We start from the raw sequence: 13,067 nt of genomic DNA, 5'->3' as shown, positions 1-13,067 counted from the left end.
GTTGAGGCGGCTCTGCGGAGGCTGACATGTCGCGAGGACTGATCGAAGCAGGTCGGGCCGGCGCGGGCGTGTCGCGCCGTTCGTTTCTCAAGGCGGGCATGTCGCTCGGCGCGGCGGCGGGCGGCGGCCTGCTGCTCGGCTTCAGCATGCCGGCGGCGGGCGATGATGCACGCCGCTCGGTGATCGGCGGCGATGCGGACGAAAGCGCGCGCGCCGGCGTATTCGCGCCGAACGCGTTCGTGCAGATCGACCGCGCCGGCAAGGTCACGCTGGTGATGCCGAAGGTCGAAATGGGCCAGGGCGTCTACACGGCGCTGCCGATGCTGATCGCCGAGGAACTCGAGGTGCCGCTGTCGAACGTCACGCTCGACCATGCGCCCCCGAACGAGAAGCTGTTCCTCGATCCGCTGCTCGGCGGCCAGCTGACCGGCGGCTCGACGTCGGTGCGCTACGCGTGGGAACCGCTGCGCCGCGCGGGCGCGACCGCGCGCACGCTGCTGGTTTCGGCGGCGGCGAAGCAATGGAACGTGGATCCGGCCACCTGCCGGGCGGCGAACGGCGAAGTGCAGCACACGGCGAGCGGCCGGCGCGCATCGTACGGCCAGCTCGCGGACGCCGCGTCGAAGCTGCCGGTGCCGAAGGACGTCGCACTGAAGCAGCCGGCCGATTTCAAGCTGATCGGCAAGCCGGTGAAGCGGCTCGACTCGCCGGAGAAGGTCGACGGCACCGCGCAGTTCGGGCTCGACGTGCGCGTGCCCGGCATGCTGTATGCGGTGATCGTGAACAGCCCCGTGTTCGGCGGCACGGTCGCGAGCGTCGACGACACGGCCGCGAAGAAGATCCCCGGCGTGCGCCAGGTGGTGCGCGCGGACAACGCGGTCGCGGTGGTCGGCGATCACACGTGGGCCGCGAAGCGCGGCGCGTCGGCGCTCGTCGTGAAGTGGAACGAAGGCGCGGGCGCGAAGGTGTCGACGAAGGACATCGTCGCCGATCTCGCGCAGGCCGCCGCGAATGGCAAGGGTGCGGTCGCGCGCAAGGACGGCGACGTCGGCCGCGCGTTCGCGAACGCGAAGACGCGCATCGATGCCGTCTACGAACAGCCGCTCCTTGCGCACGCAACGATGGAGCCGGTGAACTGCACGGTGCACGTGCGCGGCGACGGCTGCGAGATCTGGGTCGGCACGCAGGTGCCGACGCGGGCGGTCGACACCGTGCAGAAGCTCACGGGTTTCGCGCCCGACCGGATCGTGGTGCACAACCACCTGCTCGGCGGCGGTTTCGGCCGACGGCTCGAAACGGACATGATCGGCCAGGCCGTGAAGATCGCGAAGCAGGTCAACGCGCCGGTGAAGGTCGTGTGGACGCGCGAGGAAGACATCCAGCACGACATGTATCGCCCGTACTACTACGACCGGATCTCGGCCGGCCTCGACGCGAACGGCAAGCCGGTCGCATGGCAGCACCGGATCGTCGGTTCGTCGATCCTCGCGCGCTTCGCACCGCCGGCCTTCAAGGACGGCGTCGATCCCGATGCGGTCGAGGTTGCCAACGACCTGCCGTACGACCTGCCGAACCAGTTGATCGACTACGTGCGCCAGGAACCGCGCCACGTGCCGACCGCGTTCTGGCGCGGCGTCGGGCCGACCCGCAGCACGTTCGTCGTCGAGAGCTTCATCGACGAACTCGCGACGCAGGCCAAGACCGATCCCGTCCAGTACCGCCGCGCGCTGCTCGACAAGACGCCGCGTGCGCGCAACGTGCTCGACGTCGCGACGAAGGCGGCCGGCTGGGGCACGCCGCTGCCGAAGGGGCAAGGGCGCGGCGTATCGGTGATGCACGCGTTCGGCAGCTTCTTCTCGATCGTCATCGACGTCGCGGTGGAAGGCGGCGAAGTGCAGGTCAAGCGTGCCGTGTGCGCGGTCGACTGCGGGATGGCCGTGAATCCGAGCACGATCGAGGCGCAGGTGCAGGGCGGCATCATCTTCGGGATCACGGGCGCGCTGTATGGCGAGATCACGATCGAGGACGGCCGCGTCGTGCAGAGCAACTTCACCGACTACCGGGTGATGCGCATCAACGAGACGCCGCCGATCGAGGTTCATCTCGTCAAAAGCGCCGAGGCGCCGGGCGGAATCGGCGAGCCGGGCACCGCGGCGACCGCGGCTGCCGTGTCGAACGCGATCTTCGCGGCGACCGGCACGCGGCTGCGCAAGCTGCCGGTCGGCAACCAGCTGAAGACGGCTTGAGGGGAGGGCACGAACCATGCGAAACCTCACCTCGAATCGTCCGAACCGCCTGAATCGCGCCGCTCGCACGTTCGGCACGTCGTTGATCGCGCTGTCCGCACTGATGGCCGGCACGGCGGCGCACGCCGCGCAAGCGGCGGCCGCCGACAGCGCGCTGGTCGCACGCGGCGCGTATCTCGCGAAGGCCGGCGATTGCGTCGCGTGCCACACCGCGCCGCGCGGCACGCCGTTCGCCGGCGGCCTGAAGATGGTCACGCCGATGGGCGCGATTTACACGACCAACATCACGCCCGACCCGGACACGGGCATCGGCGGCTATACGGAAGCCGATTTTGCGAACGCGTTGCGCAAGGGCGTCGCGAAGGACGGCCACAACCTGTATCCGGCGATGCCGTATCCGTCGTACGCGAAGCTGAAGGACGACGACGTGAAGGCGCTGTACGCGTACTTCATGCACGGCGTCGAGCCGGTGAAGCGGGCGAACCGGGCGTCCGACATCCCGTGGCCGCTCAACATGCGCTGGCCGCTCGCGTTGTGGAACATGGTGTTCCTCGATACGACGCCATATGCCGACAAGCCGGCCAAGGACGCGATGTGGAACCGCGGCGCGTATCTCGTGCAGGGGCTCGGGCACTGCGGATCGTGTCATACGCCGCGCGGTGTAGGCTTCCAGGAGAAGGCGCTGGACGAGGGCGGTTCGGCGTTCCTGTCGGGCGCGCCGATCGACAACTGGTTCGCGTCGAACCTGACCGGCGAGCACAATACCGGGCTGGGCCGCTGGAGCGATGCGGATATCGCGCAATTCCTGAAGACCGGCGCGAACCGGCATGCGACCGCGTTCGGCTCGATGGTCAGCGTGATCAACCACAGCACGCAGGAACTGACCGACGACGATCTGGCGGCGATGTCCCGCTACCTGAAATCGCTGCCGGCAGCGGGCGGCACGGGCGCGCCGCCTTACCGTTATGAGCCGAAGGCGACGCAGGTCGTGCTGGGCCGGCCGGCGAACGATCCGGGCGCAAAGGTGTATAACGCTTACTGCCTGCATTGTCATGGCGCGGACGGCCGCGGCTACGCGCCGCTGCTCGCGCCGCTCGCCGGCAACCCGAACGTGCTCGAGGCCGATGCCGCGTCGCTGATCAACGTGACGTTGAACGGCAGCGAGTCGCTCGTGATCGGTGGCGTGCCGTCCGCGTACCCGATGCCGGCGTTCGCGAACCAGCTGAACGACCAGCAGATCGCCGACGTGCTGACGTTCATGCGCGCCGGCTGGAACAACGGCGCGCCGGCCGTGCAGGCGGCGGAGGTCGCGAAACTCCGCAAGGCGACGGCGGCCGCGCGCTGAGCGCGGAGCGCCGAGCGCGGCCGACCGCGGCGGACGACGACGGGCATGCGTGCCGCACGCCGGTCGTCGCACATTGCCGGGTGCAGGGCGCCCGGTGGCGCAGCTCTTTCTGTCAACCGGCGTGCGGCCGTTCGCGGCCGCGCGCGTTTTATCGACGTAAAACTGGGGTGTCTGGATGGCTAACGTGACTTATACGGATACGCAACTGCTGATCGACGGCGAGTGGGTCGACGCCGCGAGCGGCAAGACGATCGACGTCGTGAACCCGGCGACGGGCAAGGCGATCGGCAAGGTGGCCCACGCGGGCATCGCCGATCTCGACCGCGCGCTGGCCGCGGCACAGCGCGGTTTCGAAGCATGGCGCAAGGTGCCCGCGCACGAGCGCGCGGCGACGATGCGCAAGGCGGCCGCGCTGGTGCGCGAGCGCGCCGACACGATCGCGCAGCTGATGACGCAGGAGCAGGGCAAGCCGCTGACGGAAGCGCGTGTGGAAGTGCTGTCGGCCGCCGACATCATCGAATGGTTCGCGGACGAAGGCCGCCGCGTGTATGGCCGGATCGTGCCGCCGCGCAATCTCGGCGCGCAGCAGACCGTCGTGAAGGAGCCGGTCGGACCGGTCGCGGCGTTCACGCCGTGGAATTTCCCGGTCAACCAGGTCGTGCGCAAGCTGAGCGCCGCGCTGGCGACCGGCTGTTCGTTCCTCGTGAAGGCGCCGGAAGAAACCCCGGCATCGCCGGCCGCGCTGCTGCGCGCGTTCGTCGACGCGGGCGTGCCGGCCGGTGTGATCGGTCTCGTGTACGGCGATCCGGCGGAAATCTCGTCGTACCTGATTCCGCATCCGGTGATCCGCAAGGTGACGTTCACGGGCTCGACGCCGGTCGGCAAGCAGCTCGCGGCGCTCGCGGGCCAGCACATGAAGCGCGCGACGATGGAACTGGGCGGCCACGCGCCGGTGATCGTCGCCGAGGACGCGGACGTCGCGCTGGCGGTGAAGGCCGCCGGTGGCGCGAAGTTCCGCAACGCGGGCCAGGTGTGCATCTCGCCGACGCGTTTCCTCGTGCACAACAGCATCCGCGACGAATTCACGCGTGCGCTGGTCGCGCATGCGCAGGGGCTGAAGGTCGGCAACGGCCTCGAGGAAGGCACGACGCTCGGCGCGCTGGCGAACCCGCGCCGGCTGACCGCGATGGCGTCGGTCGTCGAGAACGCGCGCAAGGTCGGCGCGAGCATCGAGACGGGCGGCGAACGGATCGGCTCGGAAGGCAACTTCTTCGCGCCGACCGTGATCGCGAACGTGCCGCTCGAAGCGGACGTGTTCAACAACGAGCCGTTCGGCCCGGTTGCGGCGATCCGCGGTTTCGACAAGCTCGAGGATGCGATCGCCGAAGCCAATCGCCTGCCGTTCGGGCTGGCCGGCTATGCGTTCACGCGTTTGTTCGCGAACGTGCACCTGCTGACGCAGCGCCTCGAAGTCGGGATGCTGTGGATCAACCAGCCGGCGACGCCGTGGCCGGAAATGCCGTTCGGCGGCGTGAAGGATTCGGGCTACGGGTCGGAAGGCGGACCGGAAGCGCTGGAGCCGTATCTCGTCACGAAGTCGGTGACGGTGATGGCGGTCTGACGACCGGGTGGTCGCGTGCGTGCCACCGTTTCCGCGGTGCGCACGCGGCATGGCGTTGCCGAGAGCCGGGTGTTCTGCCCGGCCTTGTTTTTTCTGATTCGTTCACCGTCGGTCACCGCGGCGTCCAGTCTCGCCCGGATCACGAGCACTCCATCGCCACGGCGTTTGTCGATTGACTGAGCCTGATCTCGCCCAGGTAGGCGCTGTCGCCCAATCTGCACTCGCGCCAGGCATTGCCGCGGGCATGCCGGATTTGGACTCTGTAGAGGCCGCTGCCCCTGGCCAGGCCGTCGAACCGGAAATCGCCGAAGCCGTCCGAGACGGTTTCGGCCACCTGCCGATTACCTGCATATAAGACGACGACCGCATCCGTGACACACTCGATCACGTCTCCTGCCTGGGCACTGACACTTCCGCCGACGAAGCACGTTTCCCACCGCTCGAGGCCGCTATACCACACGCGGGGCTTCGTGCTCAGGTTGGGTCGCAATACCTTGAGTCCCTCGCGCCTGGCCTTCTCGGCCATCGCCGTGTCATCGAGCTTGACCGTCTCGAAGACATCGGTGGGGCACGACTGCTGACAACGCGGGCGGGACCAACCCTGGTCGAGCAAATGCGCATCGAAGATCCAGATCTGGGGCAGTTGCAGCTCTTCGTTCCAGACGATCGCCTTGTAAGGGCACGCCTTGACGATGTCCTTTCGGCCTCGCGCCTTGTCCGGATCGATGATGACGATGCCGTCGGCGCGCTTGCGAATGGCGCTGCCGCCCACACGCATGCAGGGCGCGTCGTCGCAGTGGTTGCACATGACCGGCAGATAAGTGGTCTCGATCATGTGCGAAGCACCCTGTACACGACGCAGGATGCGGATGGGGCTCTCGGCGCTGGCCGCGGCGGGTGCCGCGTAGCCGGGGAAATCATTGCCGACGTGCTCGTCCCGCGCGGCGATCACGCAGTTCTGGCAGTTCTCGCAACGGCCGACGTTGATGATCAGGTTCCACTTGCTCATTTGAAATTCCTCACGCTGCGCGACCGAGCATGAATGCCTCGGCACCGCGCCATTTCTCGACCTGCACCAGGCAGGAATTCGGGCTCATGCTGCTGGTGCCGGCGGTCTGAGGCCGGTCGGGGGTCAGCATGTTCATGCAGCCGCCGATCTCGACTTGCTCGCCATCGATTTCGATCAGCTGAAATTCAGCGCTTGCCTCGTAGGATTTCACGACTCCAGCGTTCACCAGGGGCGAGACATCGGCCGCACAGATCACGGCGCCGCGGTCGTTGTGTACTTTGACGAGATCGCGATGGGCGATGCATCGAACAGCGGCGTCTGCCGGGTTGAGCCTCAGCAGCCAGAACCGGTGCCCCGCGATCAGCGCGCGATGATCGTCGATGCCGTTCACGGCAGAATTCTTTCCGTCACCGTGGGTATGAAAGCTGTAGCGGCTGTGGGTGGCGATCAGTTGCAGCGGGTAGCGCCCCGCCAGGTCCGAGCGCAACCCCTCCCAGGAGGGGAGATATCGGTTGAGCGGGGGGCGCTCCGGATTGTCCGAGGTGTGCCGCTTCAGCAACTCGGGCACGAACTCCAGCTTGCCGCTCGGCGTCTGCAGGCCCTTGCCGAACCGTTCCGAGAACTGTGACGGCAGCGGATGAGGTTCCGGCAGGTCCTTCTTCCTGTCTTCCGCAAACCAGCGCATATCCACGGGATGGCGCAGTTCGGGCTTTTCGGGCGGCACGACGAAATAGCCTTTGCGGCAAAATTCGCGCCACGAAATGTGATCGGGCAGATCCGACGAGTCGAAGACGCGCTTGACCCAGTCGAGATCCCCGCAGCCTTCGGTGAAAATGCCACCCAGGCCCAACCGGGTCAGGATGGCAGTGAAAATGTCGTAGTCGGAGCGGGACTCGCCCAAGGGTTCGATGCACTTGTGCTGCAGCGTCAGCATGCGATGGTTGACCGTGCCATACCCGTGGTGGGCGTAGCCGCCCGAATTCGCCCATTCTCCGATGTCCCAACGCTCCAGCGAAGTGCACGCGGGCAGGATGATGTCGGCGAACTGGGCTTCGCCCTCCATCCAGATCGACTGATTGACGACGAACTCGATGCTCGAGTGCCGGTAGGCCTGCGTCCAGCGTCCGGAATTCGTCACGGTACTGAACGCGGATCCGCCGTAGCGATAGATCATGTGGATCGGCGAATAGCCGGGCATCGGGTAGGTGAATGGCGCAAACTGGGCTTCCTGGGACATGCCGTCCCAGAGATAACCGGTGGCGTGACCGTTGAGGATCGCATCGGGCATCTGCTGTCGCGGCACCATTTGCTTGACGGGATTCATGGTCAGGATATGCGGCATGCGCTGGTAGTTGTCCACCGCATTGGCGGTCCACGCCAGGTCGCCTGAAATGCCGCCGTCCGCGTAGCCGGGGAAGTAGAACTGGAGATCGTGCGGGACGCCGATTTCGAGGCATCCGAAATTCACCCCGGGCTTGCCCCAGCCCTGCATGGACATCATCATGATCATGCAGCGCGCCCATTGCGCGCCGGTCGCCCCGCGGCCCGCGCCACCGAATCCCGCGCCGGTCATCCCGACGGCGAGATGCACCTTCTTCTTCCCCCACAGGCGCGCAAGCGCACGGGCGTCCTTGGCCGGCACGCCGGTCTCGCTCTCCTGCCACTCGGGCGTCTTGGGGGTACCGTCGGTTTCGCCCAGCAGGTAGGCTTTCCAATCGTCGAAACCGGTCGTGCGCGTCGCGACGTAATCCTTGTCGTACAGGCCCTCCACCGTCCAGACGTACATGATGGCGGTCGCCAGCGCGGCATCGGTTTGCGGCCGGATCGGGATCCAGCGGCCGCCCAGCAGCTGTGCGGTGGGATTGCAGTGCGGGTCGATGTGAACGAACTCGATGCCGAGTTCCTTGGCCCACAGGCGGCGCGGGGTTCCCTCGAATCCTGCGTAGGCTCCGTTGGTACTTTCGGGGTCGCAGGACCAGAAGACGATCATTTCGGCTTCCTTGAGACCGTCCTCGAGGCCCCCGTAGCCGGAGGGCACGCCGACGCGCATCGAGTTGCCGAAATGATGCATGGCGCCCCAGTACCAGCCTTCCCAGCTGTCCGGATTCGCGGCGACCCGGGTGAAGCCGATCAGGTTGGCGAAGCGCGTCAGCGCGCTGAGGTAGTAGCCGACGTTGCCCCACTGGTGGTGGGACGACATCGGGAACGTGATGGAACCGGGGCCGTGAACACGCTTCTGCCGGTTGATCTCCCTGGCGACGATGTCCAGGGCCTCGTCCCAGCTGATACGCACATAGCCGGACTTGCCCCGGTTCTGCGGATTGCGCTCGCCGTCCGGGTCGAAGTCGACCCGTTTCATCGGGTGAAGGATGCGCTTGTCGGAGTAGACCAGCGACTTGAGGGTCAACGCGTGGGGCGCGACCAGTCCGCGCCGTGGCGGGCTGAAGCGGCGTCCACGTGCCTCGATCACCCAGCTTGACGCATCCGTATCGTCCAGCTCGATGGGCGTCACGCGGACGATGCGGCCATCCTTGACGTAGACGAACAGGGGGCCGCCATTGGTACAGGTGGTGTAGCGTCGGGTGCCGTCGCGCATGGGCGTGCCCATCGTCAGGCCGACCGTGCGCATCATGCTCAGGGTTTGCATGAGCCAAACCAGCAGTTCGTCCTCGCCCTCGGTGACCACCTTGAAGTTCTTGGCGGCGTGGACGATCTCGCCCTGGTCCGGGTTCGGGGAAAGGAACTTCAGGGCGGTGGCGACGTCCTTGAAGGCCATGCGCACATCGGGCCGCGCATGCTTGCCGGCGCGCGACCGAATGCGGCCATTCCTGAACTCGATGGCGCGACCGATGCTTTGATCCATGAGCCCGATCCACGCGACGAGATTGCGCTCCTTGAGGCGATCGCGGTAGGCGGGGAAGCGGCGCGCCGTCAGGTCCAGAACCTTGGGCAATGCAAAAAGAATGGTCTTGAGAGCCTGTCGTTTCATCGTTCGATCCAAAGTGTTGCTTCCATGCGGGGGGCTGGCATCGGGACGCACCCGCTAGAACGTGTAAGCGACGTTCAGGAAAACGTTGACGGGATTGAGTCGGAGCGTCGATGTGGAAACGATCTGCGTGCCGGTCGCGGTCTGTCCGTATAACGTGAGGTGGGTCTTCACCGGCATGTAGCCGACGGAAGCACCGACCGACCAGTGTTTGGTCATCGCGTAACTCGCGCCGAGCTCGAACACCGGGTTCCACGATGAACTGAGTGTCGCGCGCGCCGAGCCGCCCGGCCCGAAGCTGTCGGTGACGAACTGGCGATTGGTCGCCCGAACCTGGGTGAACCACGTGTAGTTGACGCCAAGTCCTACGTACGGACGGAATTTCGATTCGGCTGAAAACAGGTGATATCGAAGTTCGACGGCGGGCGGCATCGGCCTTGTCGTGCCGAGGGTTCCGTACTTCTGCAACGTCCCGTCACCGACAAGATTGACTGTCAGTGGCAGTCCGAACAGCATGGCGACACCAATGTTGTCGGTGACGTAGTACTCGGTGGTGATGCCCATCGTATCCGTCGAGCTGGCATGCGCCCCGGTACCACCCATTTGCTGATTCACCGTTACGCCGCCGACACTTTGCACGGTCAGGGGCGTCGCGTCGCCCTGGGGCGCGACGTGCAGCCATCCAACCGACGTAGTGATGCTTCCGGCCGTCTGCGCATCTGCGTTGTCGGCAAGTGCAGCCGTGCAGATGCAAACCATTGCACCTGCGAAACTCGTCGTTCGCCTCAATTTCATTTTGCGTCTCCTCTGTCTCGGTCCGATTGAATAACTACAGTTGCTTTGGATACCTTATTGATAGTGACAAGCCGCTCTCGGAATTTGTGTTGTCGCGGCTAGTCACGCGCCACCGTCACCGCAGATCTGTTGCTGCCGGACCGGACGACCGAAGGGGTTCCGCTGCGAACGAGATCGAAAACGCAAACGGAAAACGCCCCAGCACGAAGCGCGCGGCAGTCTCGAGCCCGGGATTGCTCAGCTCGACCGAGACCGACATTCCGCCGGAATCACTGGTCGAGACGTCGACTGATGCGCCGGGCGCTCCGCCCTGGTCCAATGCCGCGCGGAGTGCGTCACTCGTCTCGCGGCGCTTGAGTTCGGGTTTGAATATCTTGCCGACGCCGGTGAGCGGGATCGCCTCGACGATTCGGACGTGCTTCGGCAGGGCGGCGCGTTCAGCGATCTCCTGCTGCATGAACACTTCCAGATCGTGTTCGCTAGCCGTCATGCCCGGCTTGAGCTGAACATACGCGACCGGCAACTCGCCGGCATAGGCATCGGGGCGCCCGATCGCCGCTGCGATCTGGACTGCCGGGTGTCGATGCAGCGGTTCCTCGATCGTCGCCGGGTCGATATTGTGTCCGCCGCGGATGATCAACTCCTTCTTGCGGCCGGTCAGCCAGAAGTAACCGTCGATGTCGCAGCGGCCGAGGTCGCCCGTGTTGAGCCAGCGCTTGCCGTCGCCGAGATCGAGCCACAGGGCCTCGTTCTGGTCGGGACGCGTGTAGCCGGTGAACACGTTCGGCCCGGAGATGACGAGCAACCCCTCTTCGTTGGCTGCGCAGTCGCGCAGATACCGTCCCGCATCGTCCACGACGACCGCCTTCATCGCCTGGAAGGGGATGCGAAGCCCGATTGATCCCAGCCGACGCTCGCCGTTCGGCGGGTTGACGCTGCTCACGCACGTTCCTTCGGTCAGGCCGTAACCTTCGAGAATCCGGATGCCCGTTTTTTCCTGGAAGGACCTGAAGACGCCGACCGGCATCGGCGCGGCACCGCACAGGCCGTATTCGAGCGAGTCGATGACATGATCCTCGGAGGGAATGTCGAGCAGCGAAGCATAAAGCGTCGGGACGCCACTGAAGAAATTGATGTGGTGATGTTCGACGATTTCCCAGAAGCGTTTGACGACGCCGTCGCCCCGGTAACCCTGCGGTGTGCCGAGCACGACATGGGCACCGCGCGAGAATGGCAGGAGGCCGGTCACCATCGCGGCGTTGACGTGAAAGAGCGGCAAGCCGCAAAAAGTCGTTTTGCCGGGGCCGATACTGTCGCCGAAGAACCGGCCGGCGCTCCAGGCATTCGCCACTTCGTTGCCGTGACTGCGCATCGCGATTTTCGGCAACCCGGTGGTTCCACCGGTACAGAAGTAAGAGGACATGTCGCCGGGTCGAATGCGGCGCGCACTGTCGAGCGCCGTACCGGATTCCTGCGCGATTGCCGTACCGAAGTCGTGGATCTGGATGTGCGCAGGCACGGCGCTGCGCAAACCGCCAGCGCCGTACAACTGCGCACACGCGTCGTGCTGGAGCGTGCGTGCCGCCGACTGCGCCATGCCCCGCACGCGATCGGCCAGGTTGACCAGCACGAGATGCCGCAGCGGCTCGACCTCATGAAGGATGTCCGCGACCTTTTGCCAGAGATCGGTCCCGGGAAATGGCGCGAGCGTCACGAGCACGCTGGCGCCGGCGGCTTTGAGCAGCTGACCGATCGCTTCGCCTTCAAGCAGCGGATTGATCGCGCATACGATGCCGGTTGCCTGTCCGCCCCAGATCACGAAATGCGTTTCGGGCAGATTGGGCAGCACATAAGCGATCACCGACTGCGAATTCACACCGAGGCGCGCGAACATGTTGGCCGTGCGCGTGATGTCACGGACCAGCTCGCGATAGGTCCAGCACTCGGCGTCGCGGTGCGCGTCGGCGGTCATGAAAAAGGAGAGGGCGGGGGCGGACGGATCGATGGCCGCACCGGCGCAGATCATCTCGTACGTGCTGGCCGGAAGGTCCGGCGGAAGGCCCGGCGCTTCGATCGCCAGCACGTCGTCTTGGGTCGCGATGCCGTTCATGCTGCTTCGTCCACGATCTCGTTACGTTGCACGCCCAGGTCGATCGTTCCGTCGCGGCTCGCGATCCGGGCTTCGACGATGTCTCCGGCCTTCAGATACTGCGCTCGCCCCGCCTGCACCTTCATGAACATCTTCCATTTGACGGATTCGGGGAAAAGCGCGACGGCCCGCTGCTTGAGCGGCGACGGGATGCTGAGTGCGCAGCCGGCCGGCGTGCCGGTCGCGAGCAGGTCGCCGGCGTGAAGGTCGTGCACGCCCGACAACTCGGTCAACGTTTCCGCCGGACCGTAGACGAGGTTCGATGTCGAGTCCTGCTGGCGCACCGCGCCGTTGACGGTCAACGTCAGGTCGAGCGTCTTCAGCTTCGGGAAGTCATGCCGCTCGAGCAGGCACAGATAGGGGCCGACCGGGCCGAACGTCCGGAAGCTCTTGCCCTTGTAGAACTGCATCTGCGGGATCTGGACATCGCGCGCGGAATAGTCGTTGACGATCACGGTGCCGGCGACATAGTCGTGCAGGTTCGCGTCCGTGATCTGCTGATGAGACGTGATGTCGCGTTTGAGGATGAGGCCGAGCTCGATTTCGTAGTCGAGAAACCGGACGTGCCGGGGTTTCACGACTCGTGAGTCGGCGGCGACGATGCAACTCGTCGCCTTCGTGAAGATCATGTTGAATTTTTTCGCGTCCGGATCCATGCCGGATTCGATCATGTGCCGACGGTAATTCGCCCCCTGGCAAACGAACTGCTGGTTGGCGGTCACCGGTGGCAGCCACTCCACGTCCGACTCCGGAATCGTCGGTCCGTCGAGCGAGACGAGTCGTTCAACCGGATTCGCCGCGAGAAAGCTCGCGGTTGTCTCGAAGTCGCCGGGAATCGGCGTGACGGCGCCGTTGGCGACCACGCCCCATTGGGCGCGGCCATGATGCCGGAAGTGCAGGACATGCAGTGACATGA

The 13,067-nt window shown here is 65.6% G+C and carries 8 protein-coding genes; 3 read left to right on the top strand and 5 right to left on the bottom strand.

The genetic code is table 11. The annotated features are described in order from the left end of the window. Window positions 1-26: 26 nt before the first annotated feature. The 3 genes from DIE02_RS03920 to DIE02_RS03910 all read left to right on the top strand — a co-directional run bounded on the left by DIE02_RS03920 (window position 27) and on the right by DIE02_RS03910 (window position 5,212). On the top strand, window positions 27-2,246 hold the full coding sequence (locus tag DIE02_RS03920; RefSeq protein WP_124484827.1) for a xanthine dehydrogenase family protein molybdopterin-binding subunit: 2,220 nt from the start codon (window positions 27-29) through the stop codon (window positions 2,244-2,246). 16 nt (window positions 2,247-2,262) lie between these two features. Next, window positions 2,263-3,591 (top strand): cytochrome c, encoded by a 1,329-nt coding sequence (locus tag DIE02_RS03915; RefSeq protein WP_185702567.1) that lies wholly within the window; start codon window positions 2,263-2,265, stop codon window positions 3,589-3,591. 175 nt (window positions 3,592-3,766) lie between these two features. Continuing rightward, the gene (locus tag DIE02_RS03910) at window positions 3,767-5,212 is read left to right on the top strand and encodes an NAD-dependent succinate-semialdehyde dehydrogenase (RefSeq protein ID WP_124484826.1); all 1,446 of its coding nucleotides are present in this window, start codon (window positions 3,767-3,769) and stop codon (window positions 5,210-5,212) included. 139 nt (window positions 5,213-5,351) lie between these two features. Here the strand turns inward: DIE02_RS03910 and DIE02_RS03905 are convergent, their stop codons facing one another. The 5 genes from DIE02_RS03905 to DIE02_RS03885 all read right to left on the bottom strand — a co-directional run bounded on the left by DIE02_RS03905 (window position 5,352) and on the right by DIE02_RS03885 (window position 13,065). Continuing rightward, window positions 5,352-6,221 (bottom strand): 4Fe-4S dicluster domain-containing protein, encoded by an 870-nt coding sequence (locus DIE02_RS03905; RefSeq protein ID WP_124484825.1) that lies wholly within the window; start codon window positions 6,219-6,221, stop codon window positions 5,352-5,354. Window positions 6,222-6,231: 10 nt separating this feature from the next. Further along, the gene (locus tag DIE02_RS03900) at window positions 6,232-9,210 is read right to left on the bottom strand and encodes a molybdopterin-dependent oxidoreductase (protein WP_124484824.1); all 2,979 of its coding nucleotides are present in this window, start codon (window positions 9,208-9,210) and stop codon (window positions 6,232-6,234) included. A gap of 54 nt (window positions 9,211-9,264) precedes the next feature. Beyond that, the gene (locus DIE02_RS03895; protein ID WP_124484823.1) at window positions 9,265-10,002 is read right to left on the bottom strand and encodes an OmpW family protein; all 738 of its coding nucleotides are present in this window, start codon (window positions 10,000-10,002) and stop codon (window positions 9,265-9,267) included. Between the two features lie 115 nt (window positions 10,003-10,117). Further along, window positions 10,118-12,112, bottom strand: coding sequence for an acyl-CoA synthetase (locus tag DIE02_RS03890; protein WP_124484822.1), 1,995 nt, complete (start codon window positions 12,110-12,112; stop codon window positions 10,118-10,120). After that, complete coding sequence (locus tag DIE02_RS03885; RefSeq protein WP_124484821.1) at window positions 12,109-13,065, bottom strand: fumarylacetoacetate hydrolase family protein; 957 nt, start codon at window positions 13,063-13,065, stop codon at window positions 12,109-12,111. Before DIE02_RS03885 ends, DIE02_RS03890 begins: the two co-directional genes overlap by 4 nt. Window positions 13,066-13,067: the final 2 nt, after the last annotated feature.

It is taken from the genome of Burkholderia sp. Bp8991 (assembly GCF_003853795.1).
GTDB lineage: Bacteria > Pseudomonadota > Gammaproteobacteria > Burkholderiales > Burkholderiaceae > Burkholderia.
This window is presented reverse-complemented; position numbering and strand designations above follow the sequence as displayed.

Bases quoted from the DNA above. Each gene is read 5' to 3' on its own strand.
- DIE02_RS03920 (WP_124484827.1), top strand. From the start codon at position 27: ATGTCGCGAGGACTGATCGAAGCAGGTCGGGCCGGCGCGGGCGTGTCG.
- DIE02_RS03915 (WP_185702567.1), top strand. From the start codon at position 2,263: ATGCGAAACCTCACCTCGAATCGTCCGAACCGCCTGAATCGCGCCGCT.
- DIE02_RS03910 (WP_124484826.1), top strand. From the start codon at position 3,767: ATGGCTAACGTGACTTATACGGATACGCAACTGCTGATCGACGGCGAG.
- DIE02_RS03905 (WP_124484825.1), bottom strand. From the start codon at position 6,221: ATGAGCAAGTGGAACCTGATCATCAACGTCGGCCGTTGCGAGAACTGC.
- DIE02_RS03900 (WP_124484824.1), bottom strand. From the start codon at position 9,210: ATGAAACGACAGGCTCTCAAGACCATTCTTTTTGCATTGCCCAAGGTT.
- DIE02_RS03895 (WP_124484823.1), bottom strand. From the start codon at position 10,002: ATGAAATTGAGGCGAACGACGAGTTTCGCAGGTGCAATGGTTTGCATC.
- DIE02_RS03890 (WP_124484822.1), bottom strand. From the start codon at position 12,112: ATGAACGGCATCGCGACCCAAGACGACGTGCTGGCGATCGAAGCGCCG.
- DIE02_RS03885 (WP_124484821.1), bottom strand. From the start codon at position 13,065: ATGTCACTGCATGTCCTGCACTTCCGGCATCATGGCCGCGCCCAATGG.